Annotated in this window: 19 protein-coding genes; 7 read left to right on the forward strand and 12 right to left on the reverse strand. The window is 60.3% G+C overall.

From position 1 onward, the window contains the following. The first annotated feature begins 34 nt into the window (after positions 1-34). Positions 35-643 (forward strand): transcriptional repressor LexA, encoded by a 609-nt coding sequence (gene lexA, locus ACZRN6_RS01260; protein ID WP_322143976.1) that lies wholly within the window; start codon positions 35-37, stop codon positions 641-643. Positions 644-653: 10 nt separating this feature from the next. After that, entirely contained in the window at positions 654-1,127 is a 474-nt protein-coding gene (gene sulA / locus ACZRN6_RS01265) for an SOS-induced cell division inhibitor SulA (RefSeq protein WP_322143975.1), read from the forward strand. 216 nt (positions 1,128-1,343) lie between these two features. On the opposite strand, the gene ACZRN6_RS01270 is transcribed toward sulA, so the two are convergent. The 7 genes from ACZRN6_RS01270 to ACZRN6_RS01300 form a co-directional block, all read right to left on the reverse strand. Beyond that, positions 1,344-1,577: a hypothetical protein gene (locus tag ACZRN6_RS01270; RefSeq protein WP_003218969.1), complete on the reverse strand. Its 234-nt coding sequence runs from the start codon at positions 1,575-1,577 to the stop codon at positions 1,344-1,346. A gap of 108 nt (positions 1,578-1,685) precedes the next feature. Next, positions 1,686-2,207, reverse strand: a complete 522-nt coding sequence (locus tag ACZRN6_RS01275) for a DUF6586 family protein (protein ID WP_088424509.1) — start codon at positions 2,205-2,207, stop codon at positions 1,686-1,688. Between the two features lie 126 nt (positions 2,208-2,333). Further along, a complete protein-coding gene (topA, locus tag ACZRN6_RS01280; RefSeq protein WP_322143974.1) occupies positions 2,334-4,955 on the reverse strand; it encodes a type I DNA topoisomerase in 2,622 nt (873 codons plus the stop codon). 114 nt (positions 4,956-5,069) lie between these two features. Next, positions 5,070-5,306, reverse strand: coding sequence for a DUF1653 domain-containing protein (locus tag ACZRN6_RS01285; RefSeq protein WP_464007038.1), 237 nt, complete (start codon positions 5,304-5,306; stop codon positions 5,070-5,072). Positions 5,307-5,402: 96 nt separating this feature from the next. Further along, positions 5,403-6,578: an acetyl-CoA C-acyltransferase FadA gene (fadA, locus tag ACZRN6_RS01290; RefSeq protein ID WP_017137418.1), complete on the reverse strand. Its 1,176-nt coding sequence runs from the start codon at positions 6,576-6,578 to the stop codon at positions 5,403-5,405. Positions 6,579-6,605: 27 nt separating this feature from the next. After that, complete coding sequence (fadB, locus tag ACZRN6_RS01295) at positions 6,606-8,753, reverse strand: fatty acid oxidation complex subunit alpha FadB (protein ID WP_322143972.1); 2,148 nt, start codon at positions 8,751-8,753, stop codon at positions 6,606-6,608. Positions 8,754-9,205: 452 nt separating this feature from the next. Then, complete coding sequence (locus tag ACZRN6_RS01300; RefSeq protein ID WP_322143971.1) at positions 9,206-9,643, reverse strand: hypothetical protein; 438 nt, start codon at positions 9,641-9,643, stop codon at positions 9,206-9,208. Positions 9,644-9,748: 105 nt separating this feature from the next. Here ACZRN6_RS01300 and ACZRN6_RS01305 point away from each other — a divergent pair, with 105 nt between their 5' ends. Beyond that, positions 9,749-10,186, forward strand: coding sequence for a universal stress protein (locus ACZRN6_RS01305; RefSeq protein WP_464007039.1), 438 nt, complete (start codon positions 9,749-9,751; stop codon positions 10,184-10,186). A 110-nt stretch (positions 10,187-10,296) separates the two neighbouring features. Here ACZRN6_RS01305 and ACZRN6_RS01310 read toward each other — a convergent pair whose 3' ends face one another. Continuing rightward, positions 10,297-12,216, reverse strand: coding sequence for an ATP-binding cassette domain-containing protein (locus tag ACZRN6_RS01310; RefSeq protein ID WP_322143969.1), 1,920 nt, complete (start codon positions 12,214-12,216; stop codon positions 10,297-10,299). Positions 12,217-12,428: 212 nt separating this feature from the next. Here ACZRN6_RS01310 and ACZRN6_RS01315 point away from each other — a divergent pair, with 212 nt between their 5' ends. Further along, positions 12,429-14,357, forward strand: coding sequence for a transglycosylase SLT domain-containing protein (locus ACZRN6_RS01315; RefSeq protein WP_464007040.1), 1,929 nt, complete (start codon positions 12,429-12,431; stop codon positions 14,355-14,357). Between the two features lie 60 nt (positions 14,358-14,417). Here the strand turns inward: ACZRN6_RS01315 and ACZRN6_RS01320 are convergent, their stop codons facing one another. After that, positions 14,418-16,187, reverse strand: coding sequence for an ABC transporter transmembrane domain-containing protein (locus ACZRN6_RS01320; RefSeq protein ID WP_464007041.1), 1,770 nt, complete (start codon positions 16,185-16,187; stop codon positions 14,418-14,420). Between the two features lie 256 nt (positions 16,188-16,443). Between ACZRN6_RS01320 and ACZRN6_RS01325 the strand changes: the two genes are divergently transcribed. Beyond that, positions 16,444-16,617, forward strand: a complete 174-nt coding sequence (locus ACZRN6_RS01325; RefSeq protein ID WP_176438723.1) for a PA1571 family protein — start codon at positions 16,444-16,446, stop codon at positions 16,615-16,617. A 51-nt stretch (positions 16,618-16,668) separates the two neighbouring features. Here ACZRN6_RS01325 and pdxB read toward each other — a convergent pair whose 3' ends face one another. Further along, positions 16,669-17,811, reverse strand: coding sequence for a 4-phosphoerythronate dehydrogenase PdxB (gene pdxB, locus ACZRN6_RS01330; RefSeq protein WP_464007042.1), 1,143 nt, complete (start codon positions 17,809-17,811; stop codon positions 16,669-16,671). Positions 17,812-18,123: 312 nt separating this feature from the next. Here pdxB and ACZRN6_RS01335 point away from each other — a divergent pair, with 312 nt between their 5' ends. Then, entirely contained in the window at positions 18,124-19,512 is a 1,389-nt protein-coding gene (locus ACZRN6_RS01335; protein WP_464007043.1) for an MATE family efflux transporter, read from the forward strand. Here the strand turns inward: ACZRN6_RS01335 and tusA are convergent. After that, positions 19,509-19,760 (reverse strand): sulfurtransferase TusA, encoded by a 252-nt coding sequence (tusA, locus tag ACZRN6_RS01340; protein WP_322143964.1) that lies wholly within the window; start codon positions 19,758-19,760, stop codon positions 19,509-19,511. The two genes, ACZRN6_RS01335 and tusA, sit on opposite strands and share 4 nt — an antisense overlap. A 108-nt stretch (positions 19,761-19,868) precedes the next feature. Further along, positions 19,869-20,942 (reverse strand): 23S rRNA (cytidine(2498)-2'-O)-methyltransferase RlmM, encoded by a 1,074-nt coding sequence (gene rlmM, locus ACZRN6_RS01345; protein WP_322143963.1) that lies wholly within the window; start codon positions 20,940-20,942, stop codon positions 19,869-19,871. Between the two features lie 191 nt (positions 20,943-21,133). Between rlmM and acnA the strand changes: the two genes are divergently transcribed. Next, positions 21,134-23,875: an aconitate hydratase AcnA gene (acnA, locus tag ACZRN6_RS01350; RefSeq protein WP_464007044.1), complete on the forward strand. Its 2,742-nt coding sequence runs from the start codon at positions 21,134-21,136 to the stop codon at positions 23,873-23,875. Positions 23,876-23,940: the final 65 nt, after the last annotated feature.

Here is a 23,940-nt window from a genome sequence, read left to right on the forward strand (position 1 = left end):
CCCAGTCACTGTATAAAAAGACAGAGCGATCAACATGCTAAAACTGACGCCACGCCAAGCTGAGATTCTGGCTTTTATCAAGCGCTGCCTCGATGACAACGGCTACCCGCCGACCCGGGCAGAAATTGCGCTGAAACTGGGATTCAAGTCACCCAACGCCGCCGAAGAACACCTCAAGGCCCTCGCCCGCAAAGGTGCGATCGAGATGACCCCGGGTGCTTCACGCGGCATTCGCATCCCTGGCTTCGAAGCCAAGGTCGACGAGTCGACGCTGCCGATCATCGGCCGGGTCGCAGCCGGTGCGCCGATCCTGGCGCAACAGCACGTCGAGGAGTCCTGCAACATCAACCCGACCTTCTTCCATCCCCGTGCCGACTACCTGTTGCGAGTCCACGGCATGAGCATGAAGGACGTGGGTATTTTCGACGGCGACCTGCTGGCCGTCCACACCACACGTGAAGCCCGCAATGGCCAGATCGTCGTCGCCCGTATTGGCGATGAAGTGACGGTTAAACGCTTCAAGCGCGAAGGCAGCAAGGTCTGGCTCCTGGCCGAGAACCCTGAATTCGCGCCGATTGAAGTGAACCTGAAAGACCAGGACCTGGTGATTGAAGGCTTGAGCGTCGGCGTTATTCGCCGCTAACGGAGGCATCATGCAGTTCCTACAGACCCCACAACACACTCAACTGTCGCTGTTTGAGGCCTTTATGGCCCAGCCCCTTGCGCCCATCCTCAAGGAAACGGTCGAAGCGCCCTGGAGCGCCGAACCCGAGGCGTTCAGTGAGCTGTCGTTGCGCGGTGCTGCCGGGAACTGCCTGAGCCTGCTGGCGCCGATTCTTCGTGAATTGAGCGAGGAACAGGACGCCCGCTGGCTGACGCTGATCGCCCCGCCGTCCAGCCTGACCCAGGCCTGGCTGCGGGACGCCGGCCTGAACCGCGAGCGTATCCTGTTGCTGCAACCGCGCGGCGCTCAAAGCGCCCAACAGTTGACTTGCGAAGCCTTGCGCCTGGGCCGCAGCCATACGGTGGTCAGTTGGTTGAACCCGCTGACCACAGCGGCCAGGCAGCAACTGATCAGCGCCGCACGTACGGGCGATGCACAGAGCTTGAACATTCGGTTGGGATAAAACGATATGCCGCTACGATGTGCCACTGGCCAGCCCTGTGGAGGGGCTTGTGGCAGGGATTATTGTGGTGAGCGGGCTTGCCCCGCGCCGGGCTGCGAAGCGGCCCCAAAACAGGCACTGTGGAATACCTGATACATCGCGTTCATTCTATTGAGGCCCGCTTCGCAGCCCTGCGCGGGGCAAGCCCGCTCACCACAATAGGTCCACTCAACACAATCAGTGAAGAATCCGCGGGCCGTCTTCCTTCTCTGGCTCGCCTTCAGCCAGGCGCCCCGCCATCTGCACACCTACGCTCAACATGGCTTTTGCCACTTCCACGTGCTGGCCTTGCAGGAACGCTTTTGCGTCCTCGGAAAAGTCCAAAATCACCAGAGAACCCTCGTCCTCAGCCCGGCGCAGCTCGATTCGGCCGTCAGGCAGTTCAACAATTTCCAGAAAGGACGTTGGCATAAAAGTCTGTTCTCCACGAAAGGCCGGCATTATATCAGTCATCAGAGGGGCCTAGCTGAGGATCTGAACAGCTTTCTTTACGGCTTGATGAATGGCACCCAAGTTAACTCAGCACTCGTTCAAACCATCACGAAACCGAATGGCCAGCTTCTTTAGCTCTTGCCGCCAGCTTTCCAGCTCTTCCCGGCTTAACGGCTCTGGCCCTTCTTCGTCCAGGCTCACGGCCACGATCAACGGCTGGGTCACATCACCTTTGGGGGTGTGCTTCACGCGCGGAGGCTGGAACATTTCGGCGTGGGCTACCAGCAATCGTGCCAGCCAACTGTCCGGGCTTTGCGCCATCTCCACCAGCTCGGCCAATTCCGGGATAGCCATGGACTCCAGCACATCGCGATTGATGATCATCTCTGCGCGCGGCGAACCGGCCTGAGGCAGGCGATAGAACCCGGCGATCTCATGGCACAGGCCAAGCAAGGCGCCATACAGGTGGAATAGCGCGGCTTCACGCCCGGCCTGTACCAGTGCGATAGCGTTCATCTCCTTGCCTTCCTCGGCGCGGCCAAGGGCTTCCAGGGACAAACCCGCGAAGTAAATTTTCTGGTTGGTACGGGTATAGAGTTCGTTGGCCATGAAGGCAGTCTCCACAACGAATAAGGCGTGATGCTGGCTGAACAGTGTCACGGATCAACCAAGCCCACTGCAAGCGCAAAAAAAGGCCGCCTGGAAAGGCGGCCTTTGTTCATGTGGCTGATCGAATCAGGCGCCTTGGCGCTTGTCCTCGACTTTCCACTTGCCACCGTCGTAGAACGCTTTCCAGCCGGTAGGCTTGCCTTCAACTTCGGTCTGCACGTACTGCTCCTTGGTCTTGCGGCTGTAGCGGATCACGGCCGGGCGACCGTCCGGATCCTTCTTCGGCGCTTCGCAGAGGAAGTGGTACTTCGGATCGATCTCATCTTTGTGCGGCACGATCTCGATTACCAGCGGAGCACGGGTCTCGCGGTTTTTCGGGAACTGGCTGGCAGCCAGGAACAACCCCGAAGCGCCGTCACGCAGGATGTAGGTGTCGTTTACCTTCTCGCACTTGAGTTCAGGCATCTTCACCGGGTCCATCTTCGGCGGTGCCGCGTCACCGCTTTTCAGCAGTTTGCGGGTGTTCTTGCAGGTCGGGTTGGTGCAGCCGAAGAACTTGCCGAAACGGCCGGTCTTGAGCTGCATCTCGCTGCCACACTTATCGCATTCCAGGCTCGGGCCTTCGTAGCCCTTGATGCGATAAGTGCCTTCTTCGATCTCGTAGCCGTTGCAATCCGGGTTGTTACCGCAGATGTGCAGCTTGTGCTTCTCGTCCAGCAGGTAGGCGTCCATCGCTGTGCTGCAGATCGGGCAACGGTGCTTGCCACGCAGTACCAGCGACTCGGATTCACCCTCGTCATCGGCAGCGATTTCATCGCCCGGCACCAGGTTGACGGTGGCCTTGCAACGCTCCTTCGGCGGCAGGCTGTAACCCGAGCAACCGAGGAACACGCCGGTGGATGCGGTACGAATCTGCATCGGGCGGCCGCAGGTGAGGCACGGAATGTCGGTCATCACCGGCTGGTTGGCACGCATGCCGTTCTCGGCGCTTTCAGCCACTTCGAGTTTCTTCTTGAAGTCGCCGTAGAACTCGTCGAGTACGTTTTTCCAGTCGCGTTCGCCCTGGGCCACGTCATCGAGGTTCTCTTCCATGCCGGCGGTGAAGCCGTAGTCCATCAGGTTGGAGAAGCTCTCGGACAGGCGCTCGGTGACGATGTCGCCCATCTTTTCCGAGTAGAAACGGCGGTTGTGCAGCGCCACGTAGCCGCGGTCCTGGATGGTGGAGATGATCGCCGCGTAGGTCGAAGGACGACCGATACCGCGTTTTTCCATCTCTTTTACCAGGCTGGCTTCCGAATAACGCGCCGGCGGCTTGGTGAAGTGCTGGGACGGGTCGAGCTTGATCAGCTTCAACACATCGCCCTGGGCCATGTCCGGCAGCACGTCATCGTCGCCCGGTTTGGCGATTTGCGGCATCACACGGGTGTAACCGTCGAACTTGAGGATGCGGCCCTTGGCGCGCAGCTCGAAGTCACCAGCACCCACGCTGACGGTAGTAGACAAGTATTGCGCCGGCAGCATCTGGCACGCCAGGAACTGGCGCCAGATCAGCTCGTAGAGGCGTTCAGCGTCGCGCTCCATGCCACTGAGCTTGCTTGGCTCGGTGTTGGCGTCGGAGGGACGAATCGCTTCGTGAGCCTCTTGTGCGCCTTCCTTGCTGCTATAGACGTTCGGCTTCTCCGGCAGGTACTTCTTGCCGAACTCGCTTTCAATATACGTGCGCGCCATCGCCACCGCGTCTTGCGACAGGTTGGTGGAGTCGGTACGCATATACGTGATGTAGCCCGCTTCGTACAAGCGCTGGGCCATCATCATGGTCTTCTTCACCCCAAAGCCCAGGCGGTTACTCGCGGCCTGTTGCAGGGTGGAGGTGATGAACGGCGCCGACGGCTTGCTGCTGGTGGGTTTGTCTTCACGCTTGACGATGCTGTAGCTGGAAGACTTGAGCTTCTCCAGCGCGGCCATGGCCTGGGCTTCGTTGAGCGGCTTGAAAGCCTCGCCTTTCTCGCGGGCCACTTCAAAGCGCACGTTGTTGCCTTTGGCAGTGCCCAGGTCAGCGTGAACTTCCCAGTATTCTTCGGGGTTGAACGCACGAATCTCGCGCTCACGCTCCACCACCAGCTTTACCGCAACCGATTGCACACGGCCGGCCGACAGGCCACGGGCGATTTTCGCCCAGAGCAGCGGCGAAACCATGTAACCCACGACGCGGTCGAGGAAGCGACGGGCCTGCTGGGCATTGACGCGGTCAATGTCCAGTTCGCCCGGCTTGGAGAAGGCTTCCTGGATCGCCTTCTTGGTAATTTCGTTGAACACCACCCGCTTGTAGCGGCTGTCGTCACCACCGATGGCTTCCCGCAGGTGCCAGGCAATAGCCTCCCCTTCGCGGTCCAAGTCGGTTGCGAGATAGATGGTGTCAGCATCTTTGGCGAGCCGGCGCAGCTCTTCGATGACCTTTTCCTTGCCCGGGAGGATCTCGTACTTGGCTTTCCAGCCATGATCGGGATCGACACCCATGCGCGAGACCAGCTGCTTGCGCGCTTTCTCTTTAGGCGTGAGCACCGGACCTTCGCCCGCAGCCGCCTTGCCGCGCTTGGCGGCTGGCTCCTTGCTGGCGCTAGCCGAACCGCTGGTGGGCAGGTCTCGGATATGGCCGATACTCGACTTCACCACGTACTCGTTACCCAAGTACTTGTTGATGGTCTTGGCCTTAGCCGGGGATTCCACAATGACCAGCGATTTGCCCATGGATCGGAAAATTCCTGAATTCGAGAAGTGAAAGGCGGTTGGCGCCTGACGCGGCAACGCTATATATAGTGGCAACAAGGTGAGGTCAAGCGCAGCATTCTGCGCGGCCTGCCTTTATTGCGCGGAAAAAAGGCTGGGTTCGACCTCGATCAAAGCAAAGCGCGGGACCTGTTCGCCGTCAACTTCGACGGTCTCCAGGAACATGCTCAAGGGACGCACCCAAAAGCCGTAATCGCCATACAGTGCTTGGTAAAACACCACTTCCTCTTCGGTCTCGGAATGCCGCGCCACATTAAAAACACGGTACTTGGGACCTTTATAATGCTGGTAGAGCCCTGGTTCGACTTTCATGCTCTGGCCCTCTTACAAAATTTGTTAAAAAAAAAATAAAAAATTCCAAAAAACAAAAACCGGGGCACTGGGCCCCGGCTTCCGTCAGCGAAACGTTTAGATACGTTCGAAGACGGTGGAGATGCCTTGGCCGAGACCAATGCACATGGTTGCAACCCCAAGGTTGCCGCCATTTTGCTTCATCACGTTAAGCAACGTGCCGGAGATACGTGCACCGGAGCACCCGAACGGGTGACCCAAGGCAATCGCGCCGCCGTGCAGGTTAACCTTCTCGTTCATCTTGTCGAGTACTTTCAAATCTTTCAGCACTGGCAGGGCCTGTGCGGCGAAAGCTTCGTTGAGCTCGAAGAAGTCGATGTCGGAGATGGTCAGGCCTGCGCGCTTCAATGCTTTTTGTGTGGCCGGTACTGGACCATAGCCCATGATTGCCGGGTCCACACCTGCAACTGCCATCGAACGGATCACGGCCATCGGCTGGATACCCAGGTCCTGGGCACGCTGGGCCGACATCACGATCATGCACGAGGCACCGTCAGTGATTTGCGACGAAGTACCGGCTGTCACGGTGCCGCCCTTTGGATTGAAGGCAGGTTTCAAGGCCGCCAGGCTTTCCAGGGTGGTGTCCGGACGAATGGTCTCGTCGTAGTCGAACAGTTTCAGGAAACCGTTCTCGTCGTAGCCGTTCATCGGGATGATTTCATCCTTGAACTTGCCTTCCACAGTCGCCTTGTGGGCGAGCTGGTGGGAACGCACGCCGAATGCATCCTGGGCTTCGCGGGTAATGCCGTGCATTTTACCGAGCATTTCTGCGGTAAGGCCCATCATGCCCGAGGCTTTCGCCGCGTACAGGGACATGTGCGGGTTCGGATCGACACCGTGCATCATGCTGACGTGGCCCATGTGCTCCACGCCGCCGACCACGAACACATCACCGTTACCGGTCATGATCGCTTGCGCAGCAGTGTGCAGCGCGCTCATGGACGAGCCACACAGGCGGCTGACGGTCTGGCCGGCAGCGGTGTGCGGGATCTGCGTCATCAAGGAAGCCATGCGGGCGATGTTCCAGCCCTGCTCCAGGGTCTGGTTGACGCAGCCCCAGATCACGTCTTCGACTTCGTTAGGGTCGACCTTGACGTTGCGCTCCAGCAATTTGCTGATCAGGTGCGCCGACATGTCTTCGGCACGGGTGTTGCGGTGCATGCCGCCCTTGGAGCGGCCCATCGGAGTACGACCGAAGTCGACAATCACGACGTCTCTTGGATTCAAGCTCATAAATATTCTCGCTCTAGTCGTGGGCGCTTAACCGAAGAAGCTCTGGCCGTTCTTGGCCATCTCGCGCAGCTTCGCGGTCGGGTGGTACAGCGGGCCCAAATCAGCGTATTGATCAGCCAGGGCAACGAACTCGGCCACACCGATGGAATCGATGTAACGCAGCGCACCACCACGGAATGGAGGGAAACCAATGCCGTAGACCAGGCCCATGTCGGCCTCGGCTGCGGTTTCAACGATGCCGTCTTCCAGGCAACGCACGGTTTCCAGGCACAGGGCGATCATCATCCAGTTGACGATGTCCTCGTCGGACACTTCACGCTGCTCGTAGATGACCGGCGCGAGTACTTCGTGAACCGATGGGTCGGCCACTTTCTTCTGCTTGCCCTTCTTGTCGGTCTCGTAGGCGTAGAAACCCTTGCCATTCTTCTGGCCCAGGCGCTTGGCTTCGTAGAGCGCGTCGATCGCCGAGCGGCGGTCGTCTTTCATGCGGTCCGGGAAGCCTTCAGCCATTACGTCGCGACCGTGGTGGCCGGTGTCGATGCCGACCACGTCCATCAGGTACGCCGGGCCCATTGGCCAGCCGAATTTTTCCATGACCTTGTCGATACGCACGAAGTCCACACCGGCGCTGACCAGCTTGGCGAAACCGCCGAAGTACGGGAACAGCACGCGGTTGACCAAAAAGCCCGGGCAGTCGTTGACCACGATCGGGTTCTTGCCCATTTTCTTGGCGTAGGCAACGGTGGTGGCAACCGCCAGCTCGCTGGACTTCTCGCCACGAATCACTTCCACCAGCGGCATCATGTGCACCGGGTTGAAGAAGTGCATGCCGACGAAGTTTTCCGGGCGCTTGAGGGCCTTGGCCAGCAAGGTGATGGAAATGGTCGAGGTGTTGGACGCCAGGATAGTGTCTTCTTTAACCTGGGCTTCAACTTCAGCCAGTACCGCCTGCTTGACCTTCGGGTTCTCGACAACCGCTTCGACCACCAGGTCGACGTGGCCGAAATCACCGTAGGACAGCGTAGGACGAATGCCGTTAAGCACTTCAGCCATTTTCGCAGCCGTCATGCGGCCTTTATCAACGCGGCCCACCAGCAGTTTCGCGGCTTCTGCCAGACCCTGCTCGATACCGTGCTCGTTGATGTCTTTCATCAGGATCGGCGTGCCTTTGGACGCCGACTGATAGGCAATACCGCCACCCATGATACCGGCGCCGAGTACGGCGGCCTGTTTCACGTCGCGGGCGATTTCGTCGTAGGCCTTGGCCTTTTTCTTCAGTTCCTGATCGTTCAGGAACAGACCGATCAAGCTCTGCGCGGCAGAGGTCTTGGCCAGTTTGACGAAACCGGTGGCTTCGATTTCCAGGGCTTTGTCGCGACCGAAGTTCGCGGCCTTCTGGATGGTCTTGATCGCTTCAACCGGCGCCGGGTAGTTCGGGCCGGCCTGGCCTGCCACGAAACCTTTGGCGGTTTCGAACGACATCATCTGTTCGATGGCGTTGAGCTTGAGTTTTTCGAGCTTTGGCTGACGCTTGGCCTTGTAGTCAAATTCGCCGCTGATGGCGCCTTTGATCAGGTTCAGTGCGGCTTCTGCCAGCTTGTCGGGAGCCACAACGGCATCCACGGCGCCGACTTTCAGCGCATCTTCAGCACGGTTTTCCTTGCCGGCGGCAATCCACTCGATGGCGTTGTCGGCACCGATGATGCGCGGCAGGCGCACGGTACCGCCGAAGCCTGGGTAGATGCCCAGCTTGACTTCAGGCAGGCCGATTTTCGCGGTGGCAGACATCACGCGGAAGTCGGCGGCCAGGCACATTTCCAGACCGCCACCCAGGGCGATGCCATTGATCGCGGCAACGGTCGGCACGTTGAGGTCTTCGAAATCGCTGAAAATCTTGTTGGCTTCGAGGTTGCCAGCCACAAGCTCGGCATCGGGCAGCTTGAAGTTGTCGACGAATTCGGTGATGTCAGCGCCGACGATGAATACGTCCTTGCCGCTGGAGACGATCACGCCCTTGACCGATGCATCTGCTTTGATGGTGTCTACAGCCTGACGCAATTCATTCAGGGTTAGACGGTTGAACTTGTTGACGGACTCACCCTTGAGGTCGAATTTCAATTCGACGATGCCACTTTCAAGAGCCTTAACCGTGATGGCTTTACCTTCGTAAATCATCAACTGATCTCCACGATATGGAAGCTGAACAGTACACGTCGGACGCAGGATTCAGCGTAGACACTGACGTTACCGTCGATGCTAACGCCAATTTGCCAGGCACACCCGCCAACGCGATAGTCGGGATTCTGTACGAACGGTCTGAAAGACAAACGCTCAATTCATACGCCCGTTTGATTTGGGTACGTCACCTTCAGCCAAATCCGCCGAATTGTCAATCGCCCGAAAGGGCAGTAAAAACGCGACTTTTCAGTCATTTCAGAAACCCGGGCAGCCGGCATCGCCCTGCCAATGTTTAATCATTCACGAAATCAATAATGGGAAATTTGATTTAAAGGGCTGTACAGAACTGAATATGCGGCTAGGCTAGCGGCACGTTAAACGAATTACCGGCCTGCCTGGCCAACTCCAGCCCGATGATGCTTTCGGGCTTTTTAATGCCCGCAGAAATCTCAGGCGAGTGCCTTGAGCACCGCGTCAATGTCCTGCAACACGCTCAACTCGCCCTTCTCGCCCCAGTACAGGGTGATCATTTGCTTGTCGGCTTCGACTTTGTAGACATTGGCCGGCAGCTTCGCAAAATGCGGCAACAACTTTTCGTCGACACACGTTTCCTGCCATTGATTGACCCACACACCCGGCTCCAACTGCCAATAACTCCAGGTGACCAACTTGGTGCCGCGCCGTGGCCGGTGATATTGCGCACACGGGCTCGGCGGCTCGTGCTTGAGCCAGTGCGGCCAGTCCTGGGGCGTCAGCTGCATAGCCAAACCGATGCGTCGCGCCTCCATGCGCAGGGCCATGCGCCCGCTCGAATGGCGCGAAGGACGCAACCACGCCAGGGGGCTTAAAACCAGCGCAAGGATTGACACCACTATCCAGACCGTCATATGTGTACTCCCGAATTTCTTGATGAGCGGATTTGACCTGACGCAACCCCATCCGCTTGAAACCAGCCATACTGAACTTATCGCTGTCCCTTGGAGGAACCCCTCATGCCCTACGAACATATTCTGGTCGCCGTGGACCTGACCGAAGAATGCGACCCCGTGATCAAGCGGGCCGTGGGCCTTGCTGGCGACTCGGTGAAACTGTCCCTGGTGCATATCGTCGAACCGATGGCCATGGCCTTTGGTGGCGACGTGCCGATGGACCTTTCGCAGCTGCAACAGCAGCAGTTCGAACAGGCCAAGGAACGCCTGGAGCGGCTGATCAACAAATACCCGGCCCTGAAAAAAGACCAGAGCCACCTGACCTACGGCCAGCCGCGCCAGGAAATCCACCACCTGGCCAAAGAGCAAGGTTGCGACCTGATCGTGGTCGGCAGCCATGGCCGCCACGGCCTGGCGTTGTTGCTGGGTTCCACCGCCAACGACGTGCTGCACGGCGCACCGTGCGATGTGCTGGCAGTAAAACTGGTAAAGGGCTCGTAAGACCAACGGCGATCTAATGTGGGAGCAGCTCCCACATTTGAACTGTATTTCATATAAAAAAACCGGTGCTCATATAAATGAGCACCGGTTTTTTATTGCACTTGAATCACTCAGGCATCCAGCTCGGCCCAGCGTTCAACCAGCACTTCCAGCTCGTTGTTCAACTGCTCAAGCGATGCAATCACCTTGGCGGTTTCTGCAGCAGGACGCACATAGAAACCCGCGTCAGCCATTTCCGCTTCAACCGCGGCAATCTGCTGTTCCTTGGCGTCGATATCGCCCGGCAGTGCTTCCAGCTCGCGCTGCAGTTTGTAGCTGAGCTTTTTCTTCGCGGCCGGCGCTTCTTGTGCAGGCGCTGGAGCCTCAGCCACCGGCGCAACCACGGCCGAAGTCAGGTCGGCCTTGCCGGACTTGCTCTCGGTCACGCCCAGCAGGCGCGGCGAGCCGCCCTGACGCAGCCAGTCCTGATAACCACCGACGTATTCACGTACCAGGCCTTCGCCCTCAAACACCAGGGTGCTGGTAACCACGTTGTCGAGGAATGCCCGGTCGTGGCTGACCATCAGTACGGTGCCGTTGAAGGTCAGCAAGACCTCTTCCAGCAGTTCCAGCGTTTCCACGTCCAGGTCGTTGGTCGGTTCATCGAGCACCAGCAGGTTGGCCGGCTTGCTGAACAGCTTGGCCAGCAGCAGGCGCGCACGCTCACCACCGGACAAAGCCTTGACCGGCGTACGCGCACGCTGCGGGCTGAACAGGAAGTCGCCCAGGTAGCTCAACACGTGGCGGCTCTGGCCGTCGATGTCGATAAAGTCGCGCCCTTCGGCGACGTTGTCGATCACGGTTTTTTCCAGGTCCAACTGGTGGCGCAACTGGTCGAAGTAGGCCACGTCGATGCGTGTGCCCTCTTCCACTGTGCCGCTGGTGGGTTTCAGGCCGTTGAGCATCAGCTTGAGCAAGGTGGTCTTGCCGGTACCGTTGGCGCCAAGCAGGCCGATACGGTCGCCGCGCTGCAGGACCATCGAGAAGTCCTTGATCAGGAACGGGCCGTCCGGGTGATGGAAGCTCACGTTTTCCAGGACCATCACTTGCTTGCCCGACTTGTCGGCAGTATCCAGCTGAATGTTGGCCTTGCCGGTGCGCTCACGACGCTCGCTGCGCTCGTTGCGCAGGGCCTTGAGGGCGCGTACGCGACCTTCGTTACGGGTACGACGTGCCTTGATGCCCTGGCGGATCCAGACTTCTTCCTGGGCCAGCTTCTTGTCAAACAATGCGTTGGCGGTGTCTTCGGCAGCCAGGCTGGCTTCCTTGTGCACCAGGAAGCTGGCGTAGTCGCCGTTCCAGTCGATCAGGCCGCCGCGATCCAGTTCGAGGATGCGCGTGGCAAGGTTTTGCAGGAAGGAACGGTCGTGCGTGATGAACAGCACGGCGCCCTGGAAATCCTTGAGGGCTTCTTCAAGCCAGGCAATTGCGCCGATGTCCAGGTGGTTGGTCGGCTCATCGAGCAGCAGCAGGTCGGGTTCGGAAACCAGGGCCTGGGCCAGCAGGACGCGGCGACGCCAGCCGCCGGACAATTCGGCGAGGGTCTTGTCGGCCGGCAACTGCAGGCGGCTCAGGGTGCTGTCGACCAATTGCTGCAGGCGCCAGCCGTCACGGGCTTCGAGGTCCTGCTGGACGTGCATCAGCTTGTTCAGGTCTTCTTCGGTGACGCAGTTCTGCGCCAGGTGATGGTATTGGGCAAGCAATGCGCCCACACCATCCAGGCCTTCGGCAACCACGTCGAACACTGTCCGTCCGTCGGCCACCGGCAATTCCTGCGGCAATTCGCCGATCTTGAGGCCTGGGGCGCGCCATACAGAGCCTTCGTCAGGCTTCTGATCGCCCTTTACCAGCTTCATCATGCTGGACTTGCCGGTGCCGTTGCGGCCGATGATGCACACCCGCTCACCACGGGCGATCTGCCAGGACACCTTGTCCAACAACGGCATAGCGCCGAAAGCAAGGGACACATCGCTTAATTTGAGCAGGGTCATACGCTTCTCCAAAAACTGGGCGCGCATTCTACCTGACTTAGGGCTCGAGGCGGCCGGCATTTTCGCCGCTGACACGTTCTGTTGGACATTTGAGATGAACTTGAACGAAGCGACCGGCAAAGCTTTCACCGATTGCGGGCAAAAGGCTAAGCTAGGGGCAATCAGTGTCGGCGACGTCGGCACTAGTCCAGTTTCCTTTGCACGGACGTCTCATGCGCAGTCGCCTTTTCAGCTTTTTATCTTGTCTGCTTCTTTCTGCCACCGCCGTTCAATCCGCCCAGGCCGTGGACCTCACCACCCAACGTCAATATTACGATGAAGCCAAACGAGCCCTCGCCAAAGGTGACAGCGGCCCGTATTTCCAATACAGCCAGGCCCTGGCCGACTACCCGCTGACGCCGTACCTGGCCTACGATGAACTGACCGCACGCCTGAAAACCGCCAGCAACGAGGAAATCGAACAATTCCTCGCCAAGAACGGTGACCTGCCCCAGGCCAACTGGATGAAACTGCGCTGGTTGCGCTGGCTGGCAGACCGTGGCGACTGGCAAACCTTTGAAAAGTACTACGACGCCAAACTCAACTTCGTCGAACTGGACTGCCTTCACGGCCAATTCCAGCTGACCCACAACCTCAAGGCCGAAGGCTACAAAACCACCGAGAAGCTGTGGCTCACCGGTAAGTCCCAGCCTGCCGCCTGTGATGCAACCTTTGGCCAGTGGGCCGCCGACGGCCAACTGACCGAACAGAAAATCTGGGACCGCGCCAAGCTGGCTGCCGAAGCGCGCAACTACCCGTTGGCCAACAGCCTGGTAAAAACCCTGCCGACCCTCGGCGCCCAGGGCCGCCTGATGGTCGACGTGGCGCAAAAACCCGACATGCTCGGCGACCCATCGCGCTTCCTGCCGGCCAACGAGGCCATGGCCGACGCCGTTGGCCTGGGGCTTCGCCGCCTGGCACGCCAGGACCCGGACAAGGCCATGGCCCTGCTCGACGGTTATGCCAACAGCATGCACTTCTCTCGTGACGAAAAAGTGTCTATCGCCCGGGAAATCGGCCTGACCCTCGCGCGCCGCTACGACCCGCGTGCCCTCGACGTGATGACCAAATATGACCCGGAGCTGCGGGACAACACCGTTTCCGAATGGCGCCTGCGCCTGCTGTTGCGCCTGGCGCGCTGGGAAGACGCCTACCAGTTGACCCGCAAGCTCCCGCAGGACCTGGCCACCACCAACCGCTGGCGCTACTGGCAGGCCCGCAGCCTGGAGCTGGCAGAGCCGAAGAACCCGCAAGCCCTGGTGATGTACAAGGGCCTGGCCAAGGAGCGTGACTTCTATGGCTTCCTGGCGGCGGATCGCTCCCAATCCCCGTACCAACTGAACAACAAGCCGCTGGTGATGAGCCAGGCGCTGGTCAACAAGGTGCGCAACACACCGGGCGTACGCCGTGCCCTGGAGTTCTACGCCCGTGGCCAAATTGTTGATGGCCGCCGCGAGTGGTACCACGTCAGCCGGCACTTCAACCGCGACGAGATGGTCGCCCAGGCCAAGTTGGCCTATGACATGAAGTGGTACTTCCCGGCGATCCGCACCATCAGCCAGGCGCAGTACTGGGATGACCTGGACATTCGCTTCCCGATGGCCCACCGCGACACCCTCGTGCGTGAAGCCAAGATCCGCGGCGTGCATTCGAGCTGGGTGTTTGCGATCACCCGCCAGGAAAGCGCCTTCATGGACGACGCCCGCTCCGGCGTGGGTGCCACCGGCCTGATGCAACTGATGCCCGGCACCGCCAAGGAAACCGCGCGCAAGTTCAGCATCCCGCTGGCCTCGCCACAGCAAGTGCTCGACCCGGACAAGAACATCCAGCTCGGCGCCGCTTACCTGAGCCAGGTCCACGCCCAGTTCAACGGTAACCGCGTGCTCGCCACCGCCGCCTACAACGCCGGCCCGGGCCGTGTTCGCCAATGGCTGCGCGGCGCCGACCACCTGAGTTTCGACGTGTGGGTTGAAAGCATCCCGTTTGATGAAACCCGCCAGTATGTGCAGAACGTGCTGTCTTATTCGGTGATCTACGGGCAGAAGCTCAATGCACCACAGCCGCTGGTGGATTGGCATGAACGGTATTTTGATGATCAATAAGTAACGCCGCCAAAAAAAATGCCCGCATTGAGAGATGCGGGCATTTTTATGGGCGGTAATTTAGTGCGTGTTCGATTCACCCTCACTGAACTGCAGCGCCGCCAGCCGCGCGTACAGCGGATTACTCGCGATCAACTGCTGATGCGTACCCACCGCTACCAGCTTCCCTTGGTCCATCACAGCAATCCGGTCGGCGTTCTTCACCGTGGCCAGCCTGTGGGCGATCACCAGCGTGGTGCGCCCTTGCATCAGCTGCGGCAACGCTTGCTGGATCAAGTGTTCGCTCTGGGCATCCAGCGCGCTGGTGGCTTCGTCCAGCAGCAGGATCGGTGCATCCACCAGCAACGCTCGGGCGATGGCCAGGCGTTGGCGCTGGCCACCGGAGAGCCCCATGCCGCCGTCGCCCAGGTGAGTCTGGTAGCCATCGGGCATTTGCAGGATGAAATCGTGGGCGTGGGCGATGCGCGCCGCCTCTTCAACCTGAGCGATGGTGGCAGACGGATTGCCGTAGCGGATGTTCTCTTCAACGGTGCCGAAAAACAGCGCCGGGCTCTGGGACACCAGCGCGAAACAGCGGCGCAGGTCCAGGGGGTCAAGGTCAGTCAGGGGGTGACCTTCCAGCAGGACGCGACCTTGCTGGGGATCGTAGAAGCGCAGCAACAGGTCGAAGATTGTCGATTTACCAGCACCGGACGGACCGACCAGGGCCAGAGTTTCGCCAGCGTTGATCACCAGGTTCAGGCCATCAATTGCATAGTTGTCTGGGCGTGACGGGTAGGAAAAGCGCAAATCCTGCAGCTCCAACCGGCCACTGACCCGCTCCGGCAGCTTGATCATGTTTGCCTCGGGCGCCTTGATCTCACTGCTCGATTGCAACAATTCCCCAATCCGCTCCGCTGCACCTGCGGCGCGCTGGAGCTCGCCCAACACCTCACTCAATGTGCCGACAGAACTGCCGACGATCAGGCTGTAGAACACGAACGCCGCCAGCTCGCCACTGGAAATACGCCCGTCAATCACGTCCATGCCACCCACCCAGAGCATCACGCCCACGGCGCCCAGCACCAGCATGATCACCAGGGTAATCAGCCACGAGCGCTGCAGGATACGCTTGCGGGCTGTGGTGAAAGCCTCCTCCACCGTCACCGCGAAGCGCTGCTCGTCCTGCACCTGGTGGTTGTAGGCTTGCACGGTCTTGATCTGGCCAAGTGTCTCGGACACATAGCTGCCCACGTCGGCGATACGGTCCTGGCTCAAGCGCGACAAGCTCCGTACCCGGCGGCCGAAGATTAAAATCGGCGCCAGCACCAAGGGCAAGGCTACGACGACAATGCTGGTGAGCTTGGGGTTGGTGATGAATAGCAGCACAATCCCGCCGATCACCATCAAACCGTTGCGCAGGAACAGCGACAACGAGGAGCCGATGACTGATTGCAACAAGGTGCTGTCGGTGGTCAGGCGCGACTGGATTTCCGAGCTGCGGTTGTTTTCGTAAAAGCCCGGGTGCAGGTAAATCAAGTGATTGAAGACTTGCCGCCGGATGTCCGCCACCACCCGCTCGCCGATCCACGACACCAGGTAGAAGCGCGCAAAAGTACCCGCGGCCAGGCCCAGCACCAATACCATGAACAGCCCGATAGACTGATTGAGCAAATGCGGCGACCGGGTCATGAACCCCTGGTCCACCAGCAGGCGAATGCCTTGCCCCATGGACAAGGTGATGCCGGCGGTGACGATCAACGCCAACAATGCCCCCAAGGCCTGCCAGCGGTAGGGAGAGATGAAGCGGCTGGCCAGGCGGATCGCGCGGCGTTGGCGGGCTGAGAACATGAAAGGTTTCACCTGAGGTGTTGGAGACGGGAGCCTACACAGCTACATGGGGGGAACTTGGATGAATCACAATGAGTCAGGTTAATTATGCTTGCCGAACCTGGCACCTAGAGGCTATCGGTCTAAAGCCCGGCTGGAAATTTGTATCGGTTTCTGCTGGACTGGGCATTCGATCCGCCGACCGTGTATGGAGTTGTAACAACGCGGTCACGCGGGGATTTTAGAGTAGGTACACAACCTGATGAGGAGACGGGCCATGTCCTTGCAAAACAGCAGCAACGCCAAAATTGAAGTGATCCGCCAACCGCAGCAGTTGCCATGCTCATACATCGACGCTCAAGGCCGCGAAGTGCAAATCACCGAAGAAATGATCCAGAGCGCATGCGCCGAACTGGAGCAGAAATTGGTCAAGCCCGCCAAGCAAGGCTGATTCGCCCACGCTCTTTTAAACCCGGCCTTGATGGCCGGGTTTTTTATGGGCTCAGATTGCTTGTGCGCCCAAGGCCGCGACGATGCTCGACAGCGCGGCAGACTCACCGTTGATCCGCACCTTCAAGCCATCGATCTCACGCCGCTGCGGGTAGTGTTTGCGCAGCAGGTCGAATGCCTTGCGCTGCTCATCCACAGTTCCTACCAGGCTGCGGCGAAAATCCGCATCATCCCGGCGCGGGTCGTACACGCTGCGGCACAGGGTCGCCAAGGCCCAGGCCGGATCGGTATTGGCATTGAAGCTGACTTCGGCAAGCCAGGGTGCCGGGAGCAGGTCGCTCAACTGAACAGTAGGGTCCTGACCAAGATGCCGGCAAAACGCCTGATAGATCTGCGCCGTGCCGCGTTGCTTGCCGTCCAGACTGTAGCCGGCGATATGCGGTGTGGCCAGTACACACAAGTCGGCCAGGTCGACGTCCACCTGAGGCTCGCCTTCCCACACATCCAGCACGGCCTGCAAGTCTTCGCGTTCCAGCAGCACGTCCCTGAGGGCGGCGTTGTCCACCACCGGGCCACGGCTGGCGTTGATCAGCCAGGCGCCGGCCTTGAGCTGGTTGAGGCGCTCACGGTCAAACAAGTGCCAGGTCGAGCCGTTACCGGATTTGTTCAACGGCGTGTGCAGGCTGATCACATCGCACTGCTCGACGATCTGCTCCAGGCTGACGTAATCGCCGTCCTCGGCGATCTGCCGGGGCGGGTCGCACACCAGCACATTCCAGCCCAAAGCCTTGAGCACCTTGACCAGTCGCCCGCCGACTTCACCGGCGCCCACCACGCCGTAGGTGCGCTGGGCCAGGTCGGCGCCTTCGATCTCTGCCAGGGTCAGCAGGCTACCCAGTACATAGTCGACCACGCCGCGGGCATTGCAGCCGGGAGCACTGGACCACTGGATGCCGGCGCGCTGGAAGTAATCGAGGTCGAGGTGGTCGGTGCCGATGGTGCAGGTACCGACAAACCGGACTGGCGTGCCTTCGAGCAAGGCCCGGTTGACGTTGGTCACCGAGCGCACCAGCAGCACATCGGCCTGCTCGAGGGTCGCGCGGTCGATGGAGCGGCCCGGAACCCGGCGAATCTCGCCAAATCCTTCGAAGAATGCATCGAGCAGCGGGATATTTTCGTCGGCAACAATCAGCATGGCAGGCTCCTTTTCGCGGATCAGCAGTGTACAGCGGTTTTCCGTGTGGCGAGGGAGCTTGCTCCCGCTGGAGTGCGGAGCGCTCCCGAATGCAGCGCCGTGTTTTTTTCAGGTACACAGCGGTTGCCCGTTTTGGGGCTGCTGCGCAGCCCAGCGGGAGCAAGCTCCCTCGCCACAGCAAGCTCGCTCGCTACAAGAAGCAATTTGTGCACTGTGAAGCGCTTACAAATCCACAACACAGGTTTTTTCCTGACCAACACGTCAGGGCGTAGAATGCGCCGTCCTGCGCTCCCCCTTATCGGACATCTGTACGTGAACACTGCCGCAACCACCACCGCCCTCTCCCGCCCCGCCCGCGTCAGCCTTGAGGTACGCAACCTGCTGACCCTTGCGCTGCCGATCATGATCGGGCAACTGGCGACTACCGCCATGGGTTTTGTCGATGCGGTGATGGCCGGGCGTGTCAGCTCCCGGGACCTGGCGGCGGTGGCCCTGGGCAACTCCATCTGGATCCCGGTGTACCTGCTGATGACCGGCACCCTGCTGGCCACCACGCCAAAGGTCGCCCAGCGCTTTGGCGCCGGCACCCACGGCGAAATCGGCCCGCTGGTGCGCCAGTCGATGTGGCTGGCGCTGGTGGTGGGGATTACCGCGCTGCTGTTGCTGATCAGCGCCGAACCGATCCTGCACCTGATGAACGTCGATCCCGAGCTGATCAAGCCGTGCATGGGCTACCTGCACGGCATCGCCTCGGGTATGCCGGCGATCGCGCTGTATTACGTGCTGCGCTGCTTCAGCGACGGCCTGGGCCGCACACGGCCAAGCATGGTCATGGGCCTGTGCGGGCTGGCGCTGAATATTCCGCTGAACTATGTGTTCATCTACGGCCACTTCGGCGTGCCGGCCATGGGCGGCATCGGTTGTGGCTGGGCCACGTCGATCGTGATGTGGGTGATGATGCTCGGCCTGGCTGCCTGGACCCGCTGGGCGCCGGTGTATCAGAGCAGCGAGCTGTTCAAGCGCTTCGACTGGCCGCAGTGGTCGGTGATCAAGCGCGTATTGGGCATTGGCTTGCCGATCGGGATTGCGGTGTTTGCCGAATCGAGCATCTTCGCGGTAATCGCGCTGCTGATCGGCAGCCTCGGCGCCACGGTGGTGGCCGGGCACCAGATTGCGCTGAACTTCAGCTCGCTGGTGTTCATGATCCCCTACTCCCTGAGCATGGCCGTGACCGTGCGCGTCGGCCAGGCCCTGGGCCGTGGCGAACCGCGTGAAGCGCGCTTCGCCGCCGGTGTGGGGATGGGCACCGCGCTGGTTTACGCCTGCCTGTCCTGCAGCCTGATGCTGCTGTTTCGCGAACACATCGCCACCCTCTACACCTCAGACCCACTGGTGATCCAGGTGGCGGCGATGCTGATTGTGTTTGCGGCGCTGTTTCAGTTTTCGGACGCGATCCAGGTCACGGCTGCCGGCGCGTTGCGCGGTTACCAGGACACACGGGTGACCATGGTGCTGACGCTGTTTGCGTATTGGGGCGTGGGCTTGCCGGTGGGCTATGCACTGGGGCTGACCGACTGGCTGGGCCAGGCCCGCGGCCCGAGCGGGTTGTGGCAGGGGTTGATCGTGGGCCTGAGCTGTGCGGCAGCGATGCTGGTGATCCGCCTGGTGCGCAGTGCACGCAAGCGGAATCGCCGGGCTTAAGCCGTCTTCTTGCGGATCCAGTACAGGTAAGTGCCTGCCTGTTCCTGCTGGTCGACCAGTTCATGGTCAAGGAACACGCAGAACTTGGGGATATCGCGACGGGTCGACGGATCCGTCGCAATCACCTTGAGCAAGCCACCGGGCGCCAGGTCACGGATGTGCTGGTGCAGCATCATCACCGGTTCCGGGCAGTTGAGGCCGGTGGCGTCGAGGACAGCATCGACGGGTAAATCAGGGGTCAGGCTCATGGTTTACTCCTAAACAGGCCGGCATTTTAACGGTAACGCGGGGCGCCAGGTAGCCAGCGGCGCCCTCTGGTTTTTCGCGAGCCAGCTCGCTCCTACCTGAAGCAGCGTTTACCGGGCCTTTGGCTTCTTAACATCCAACCGGCGCAAATGGCAGGTCACTTCTTCACGGTCGTGGTACAGCTGTTTGCAGCCGATCTCTACCCGGATGCCTCGCTCCTTGAAGCCTTCCGCGATGCGTTCGAGCAAGCGCTTCACTTCGGCATAACGCTGCTTCATCGGCAGTTTCAGGTTGACCACCGCCTCACGGCAATGTCCCTCGCCAATCCAGGTTTCCAGCAGGGCTGCGTTGCGCGCCGGTTTCTCGACGATGTCGCACACCATCCAGTCTACCGGCTGCTTGGGGGTGTAGATGAAACCGTCGGCCATCAGGTGCTGCACCAGGCCGGTGTCCATCAGGCTTTCGGCCATCGGGCCGTTGTCGATGGCGGTCACCAGCATGCCACGGTTGACCAACTGCCAGGTCCAGCCGCCGGGCGCCGCGCCGAGGTCGACGCCGGTCATGTCACTGTGCAGGCGCTCGTCCCACTGGTCACGAGGGATAAAGTGGTGCCAGGCCTCTTCCAGTTTCAAGGTCGAGCGGCTTGGCGCGTCACGCGGGAATTTAAGGCGCGGAATGCCCATCGGCCACATCGCCGAGTTGTTCGACTCGGCCAGGCCCATGAACACTTCGCGGCCACTCTTGAAGGTCAGCAACAGGCGCGGTTTGGTAGCGTCTTCCACCAGCTTGCCGGCAGCCATCAGCGCCTTGCGCAGGTGCACTTCGAATTTCTTGCAGAAGTTCGACAGTTCTTTGCCATCGTTGGTGTCGACCATTTCCAGCCACAGGCTGCCGCACACCGGGAAATCGCGCAGGTGCGCCAGGATCACGCTGATTCGGTCGGTTTCCGGCAAATCGATGAACACCCCACGCGCCCACTGCCTTGGGAAGATCAGCTCGGCAAAGCGTTGGCCGCGCATCAGGCGCTGGGCGCCGTCTTCTTCGGTGCACACGAATTCGGCGCAGGCGCTGCCGGTCTTGGCCTTGGCGTAGCCCGAAACGTTCAGGCGTGCGGCGTGTTCCGCGATCTCGGAACAGACTTCGCCTTCAAAACCCGGGCGGCAGTGCATAAAAAGGGTGTTCATCAACTCTCCTGGATCACGGGCTTGCTATAGCGCAATGCCTGTCATGAAAACGCGCGCATGATAGCCGAGTTCGGAACCTTGGACTTGCCCATAGAGTCCAGTAATTAGCCAGCTACTTAAAACAGGGCTAATTTGTAAGCTCTGTTCGTCCCGTCAGGTCCGTAGCCGTGCGGACCATAAGGAGTCATGTAATGTCATCCCTTGATAGCCTGAGAACCCTTAAAACCTTACAGATCGACGACAAGACCTATCACTACTTCAGCCTGCCCGAAGCCGCCAAGAGCCTGGGTGACCTGGACAAGCTGCCAATGTCGCTCAAGGTGCTGCTGGAAAACCTGCTGCGTTGGGAAGACGAAAAGACCGTTACCGGCGCCGACCTCAAGGCCATTGCTGCCTGGCTCAAGGAGCGCCGCTCCGACCGCGAGATCCAGTACCGCCCCGCTCGTGTGCTGATGCAAGACTTTACCGGCGTGCCCGCCGTGGTTGACCTGGCCGCCATGCGCGCCGCCGTGGCCAAGGCCGGCGGTGACCCGCAGCGCATCAACCCGCTCTCACCGGTGGACCTTGTGATCGACCACTCGGTGATGGTCGACAAGTTCGCCACCACCGGCGCCTTCCAGGAAAACGTCGACATCGAAATGCAGCGCAACGGCGAACGCTACGCCTTCCTGCGCTGGGGCCAGAGCGCCTTCGACAACTTCAGCGTGGTACCACCGGGCACCGGCATCTGCCACCAGGTCAACCTGGAATACCTCGGCCGCACCGTGTGGACCAAAGATGAAGACGGCCGCACCTACGCCTTCCCCGACACGCTTGTAGGCACCGACTCCCACACCACCATGATCAACGGCCTCGGCGTACTGGGCTGGGGCGTGGGCGGGATCGAAGCGGAAGCCGCGATGCTCGGCCAGCCAGTGTCGATGCTGATCCCGGAAGTGATCGGCTTCAAGCTCACCGGCAAACTGAAAGAAGGCATCACCGCCACCGACCTGGTGCTGACTGTCACGCAAATGCTGCGTAAAAAGGGTGTGGTCGGCAAATTCGTCGAATTCTATGGGGACGGCCTGGCCGAGTTGCCGCTGGCAGACCGCGCCACCATCGCCAACATGGCTCCGGAATACGGCGCCACCTGCGGCTTCTTCCCAGTGGACGAAGTGACTTTGGACTACCTGCGCCTGTCGGGCCGTCCTACGGAAAGCGTCAAACTGGTAGAGGCTTACACCAAGGCCCAGGGCCTGTGGCGCAATGCCGGGCAGGAACCCATCTTCACTGACAGCCTGGCGCTGGACATGGGCACCGTCGAAGCCAGCCTGGCCGGGCCGAAACGCCCGCAAGACCGCGTCTCGCTGCCGAACGTTGGCCAAGCCTTCAGCGACTTCCTCGACCTGCAATTCAAACCGACCAACAAGGAAGAAGGCCGCCTGGAAAGCGAAGGCGGTGGCGGTGTGGCAGTAGGTAATGCTGACCTGATCGGTGAAGCCGACTACGACTTCGAAGGCCAGACCTATCGCCTGAAAAACGGCGCCGTGGTGATAGCGGCGATTACCTCCTGCACCAACACCTCCAACCCGAGCGTGATGATGGCGGCGGGCCTGGTGGCGAAAAAGGCGGTAGAGAAAGGACTGAAGAGCAAGCCGTGGGTGAAAACCTCCCTGGCGCCTGGCTCCAAGGTGGTCACCGACTATTACAAAGCCGCGGGCTTGACCCAATACCTCGACGCGCTGGGTTTCGCGCTGGTGGGTTATGGCTGCACCACCTGTATCGGCAATTCCGGGCCGCTGCCCGAGCCGATCGAAAAAGCCATCCAGAAAGCCGACCTGTCTGTAGCCTCGGTGCTCTCGGGCAACCGCAACTTCGAAGGCCGGGTGCACCCACTGGTGAAAACCAACTGGCTGGCCTCCCCGCCACTCGTTGTGGCCTATGCACTGGCCGGCACCGTACGCATGGACATCAGCAGCGAACCACTGGGCAACGGCGCCGACGGAAAACCGGTATACCTGCGGGACATCTGGCCCAGCAGCAAGGAAATTGCCGACGCCGTCGCGCAAGTCAGCACCGGCATGTTCCACAAGGAATACGCCGAAGTGTTTGCCGGCGACGAACAATGGCAAGCCATCGAAGTGCCGCAGGCCGCAACCTACGTGTGGCAGAAGGATTCCACCTATATCCAGCATCCGCCGTTCTTTGACGACATCGGCGGGCCACTGCCGGTGATCGAGGACGTCAAGGGCGCCAACGTGCTGGCCCTGCTGGGGGATTCGGTGACCACCGACCACATCTCCCCCGCCGGCAACATCAAGACCGACAGCCCGGCCGGCAAATACCTGCGCGAGCAAGGCGTCGAACCACGGGACTTCAACTCCTACGGCTCACGTCGCGGCAACCACGAAGTGATGATGCGCGGCACCTTCGCCAACATCCGCATCCGCAACGAAATGCTCGGCGGTGAAGAAGGCGGCAACACGATCTACATTCCCACCGGCGAGAAAATGCCGATCTACGATGCCGCCATGAAATACCAGGCCTCGGGCACCCCGTTGGTGGTGATTGCCGGCCAGGAATACGGCACCGGCTCAAGCCGCGACTGGGCCGCCAAAGGCACCAACTTGCTGGGAGTGAAGGCGGTGATCGCCGAGAGCTTTGAGCGGATCCACCGCTCCAACCTGGTGGGCATGGGCGTGCTGCCACTGCAGTTCAAGCTGGACCAGAACCGCAAGGCGTTGAAGCTGACCGGCAAGGAGAAGGTCGACATCCTCGGCCTGACCCAGGCCGAGATCGAGCCACGCATGAACCTGACCCTGGTAATCACTCGTGAAGATGGCAGCAGCGAGAAGGTTGAAGTGCTGTGCCGCATCGATACCCTGAATGAAGTCGAGTACTTCAAGGCGGGCGGGATCCTGCACTACGTGCTGCGACAGTTGATTGCCTCGTAACTAACACGCGCTACATAAAACACCGCCCTTGCAGGCGGTGTTTTCATTTTTACCGGGGGTGACGC

The organism is Pseudomonas sp. A125 (assembly GCF_055409485.1).

Coding starts and splice junctions, on each gene's coding strand:
- pdxB (WP_464007042.1), bottom strand. CDS start 17,811: ATGCTGATTGTTGCCGACGAAAATATCCCGCTGCTCGATGCATTCTTC.
- ACZRN6_RS01320 (WP_464007041.1), bottom strand. CDS start 16,187: ATGTTCTCAGCCCGCCAACGCCGCGCGATCCGCCTGGCCAGCCGCTTC.
- fadA (WP_017137418.1), bottom strand. CDS start 6,578: ATGAGCTTGAATCCAAGAGACGTCGTGATTGTCGACTTCGGTCGTACT.
- ACZRN6_RS01270 (WP_003218969.1), bottom strand. CDS start 1,577: ATGCCAACGTCCTTTCTGGAAATTGTTGAACTGCCTGACGGCCGAATC.
- ACZRN6_RS01325 (WP_176438723.1), top strand. CDS start 16,444: ATGTCCTTGCAAAACAGCAGCAACGCCAAAATTGAAGTGATCCGCCAA.
- ACZRN6_RS01315 (WP_464007040.1), top strand. CDS start 12,429: ATGCGCAGTCGCCTTTTCAGCTTTTTATCTTGTCTGCTTCTTTCTGCC.
- tusA (WP_322143964.1), bottom strand. CDS start 19,760: ATGAGCCTGACCCCTGATTTACCCGTCGATGCTGTCCTCGACGCCACC.
- sulA (WP_322143975.1), top strand. CDS start 654: ATGCAGTTCCTACAGACCCCACAACACACTCAACTGTCGCTGTTTGAG.
- rlmM (WP_322143963.1), bottom strand. CDS start 20,942: ATGAACACCCTTTTTATGCACTGCCGCCCGGGTTTTGAAGGCGAAGTC.
- topA (WP_322143974.1), bottom strand. CDS start 4,955: ATGGGCAAATCGCTGGTCATTGTGGAATCCCCGGCTAAGGCCAAGACC.
- ACZRN6_RS01285 (WP_464007038.1), bottom strand. CDS start 5,306: ATGAAAGTCGAACCAGGGCTCTACCAGCATTATAAAGGTCCCAAGTAC.
- fadB (WP_322143972.1), bottom strand. CDS start 8,753: ATGATTTACGAAGGTAAAGCCATCACGGTTAAGGCTCTTGAAAGTGGC.
- lexA (WP_322143976.1), top strand. CDS start 35: ATGCTAAAACTGACGCCACGCCAAGCTGAGATTCTGGCTTTTATCAAG.
- ACZRN6_RS01300 (WP_322143971.1), bottom strand. CDS start 9,643: ATGACGGTCTGGATAGTGGTGTCAATCCTTGCGCTGGTTTTAAGCCCC.
- ACZRN6_RS01275 (WP_088424509.1), bottom strand. CDS start 2,207: ATGGCCAACGAACTCTATACCCGTACCAACCAGAAAATTTACTTCGCG.
- ACZRN6_RS01305 (WP_464007039.1), top strand. CDS start 9,749: ATGCCCTACGAACATATTCTGGTCGCCGTGGACCTGACCGAAGAATGC.
- acnA (WP_464007044.1), top strand. CDS start 21,134: ATGTCATCCCTTGATAGCCTGAGAACCCTTAAAACCTTACAGATCGAC.
- ACZRN6_RS01310 (WP_322143969.1), bottom strand. CDS start 12,216: ATGACCCTGCTCAAATTAAGCGATGTGTCCCTTGCTTTCGGCGCTATG.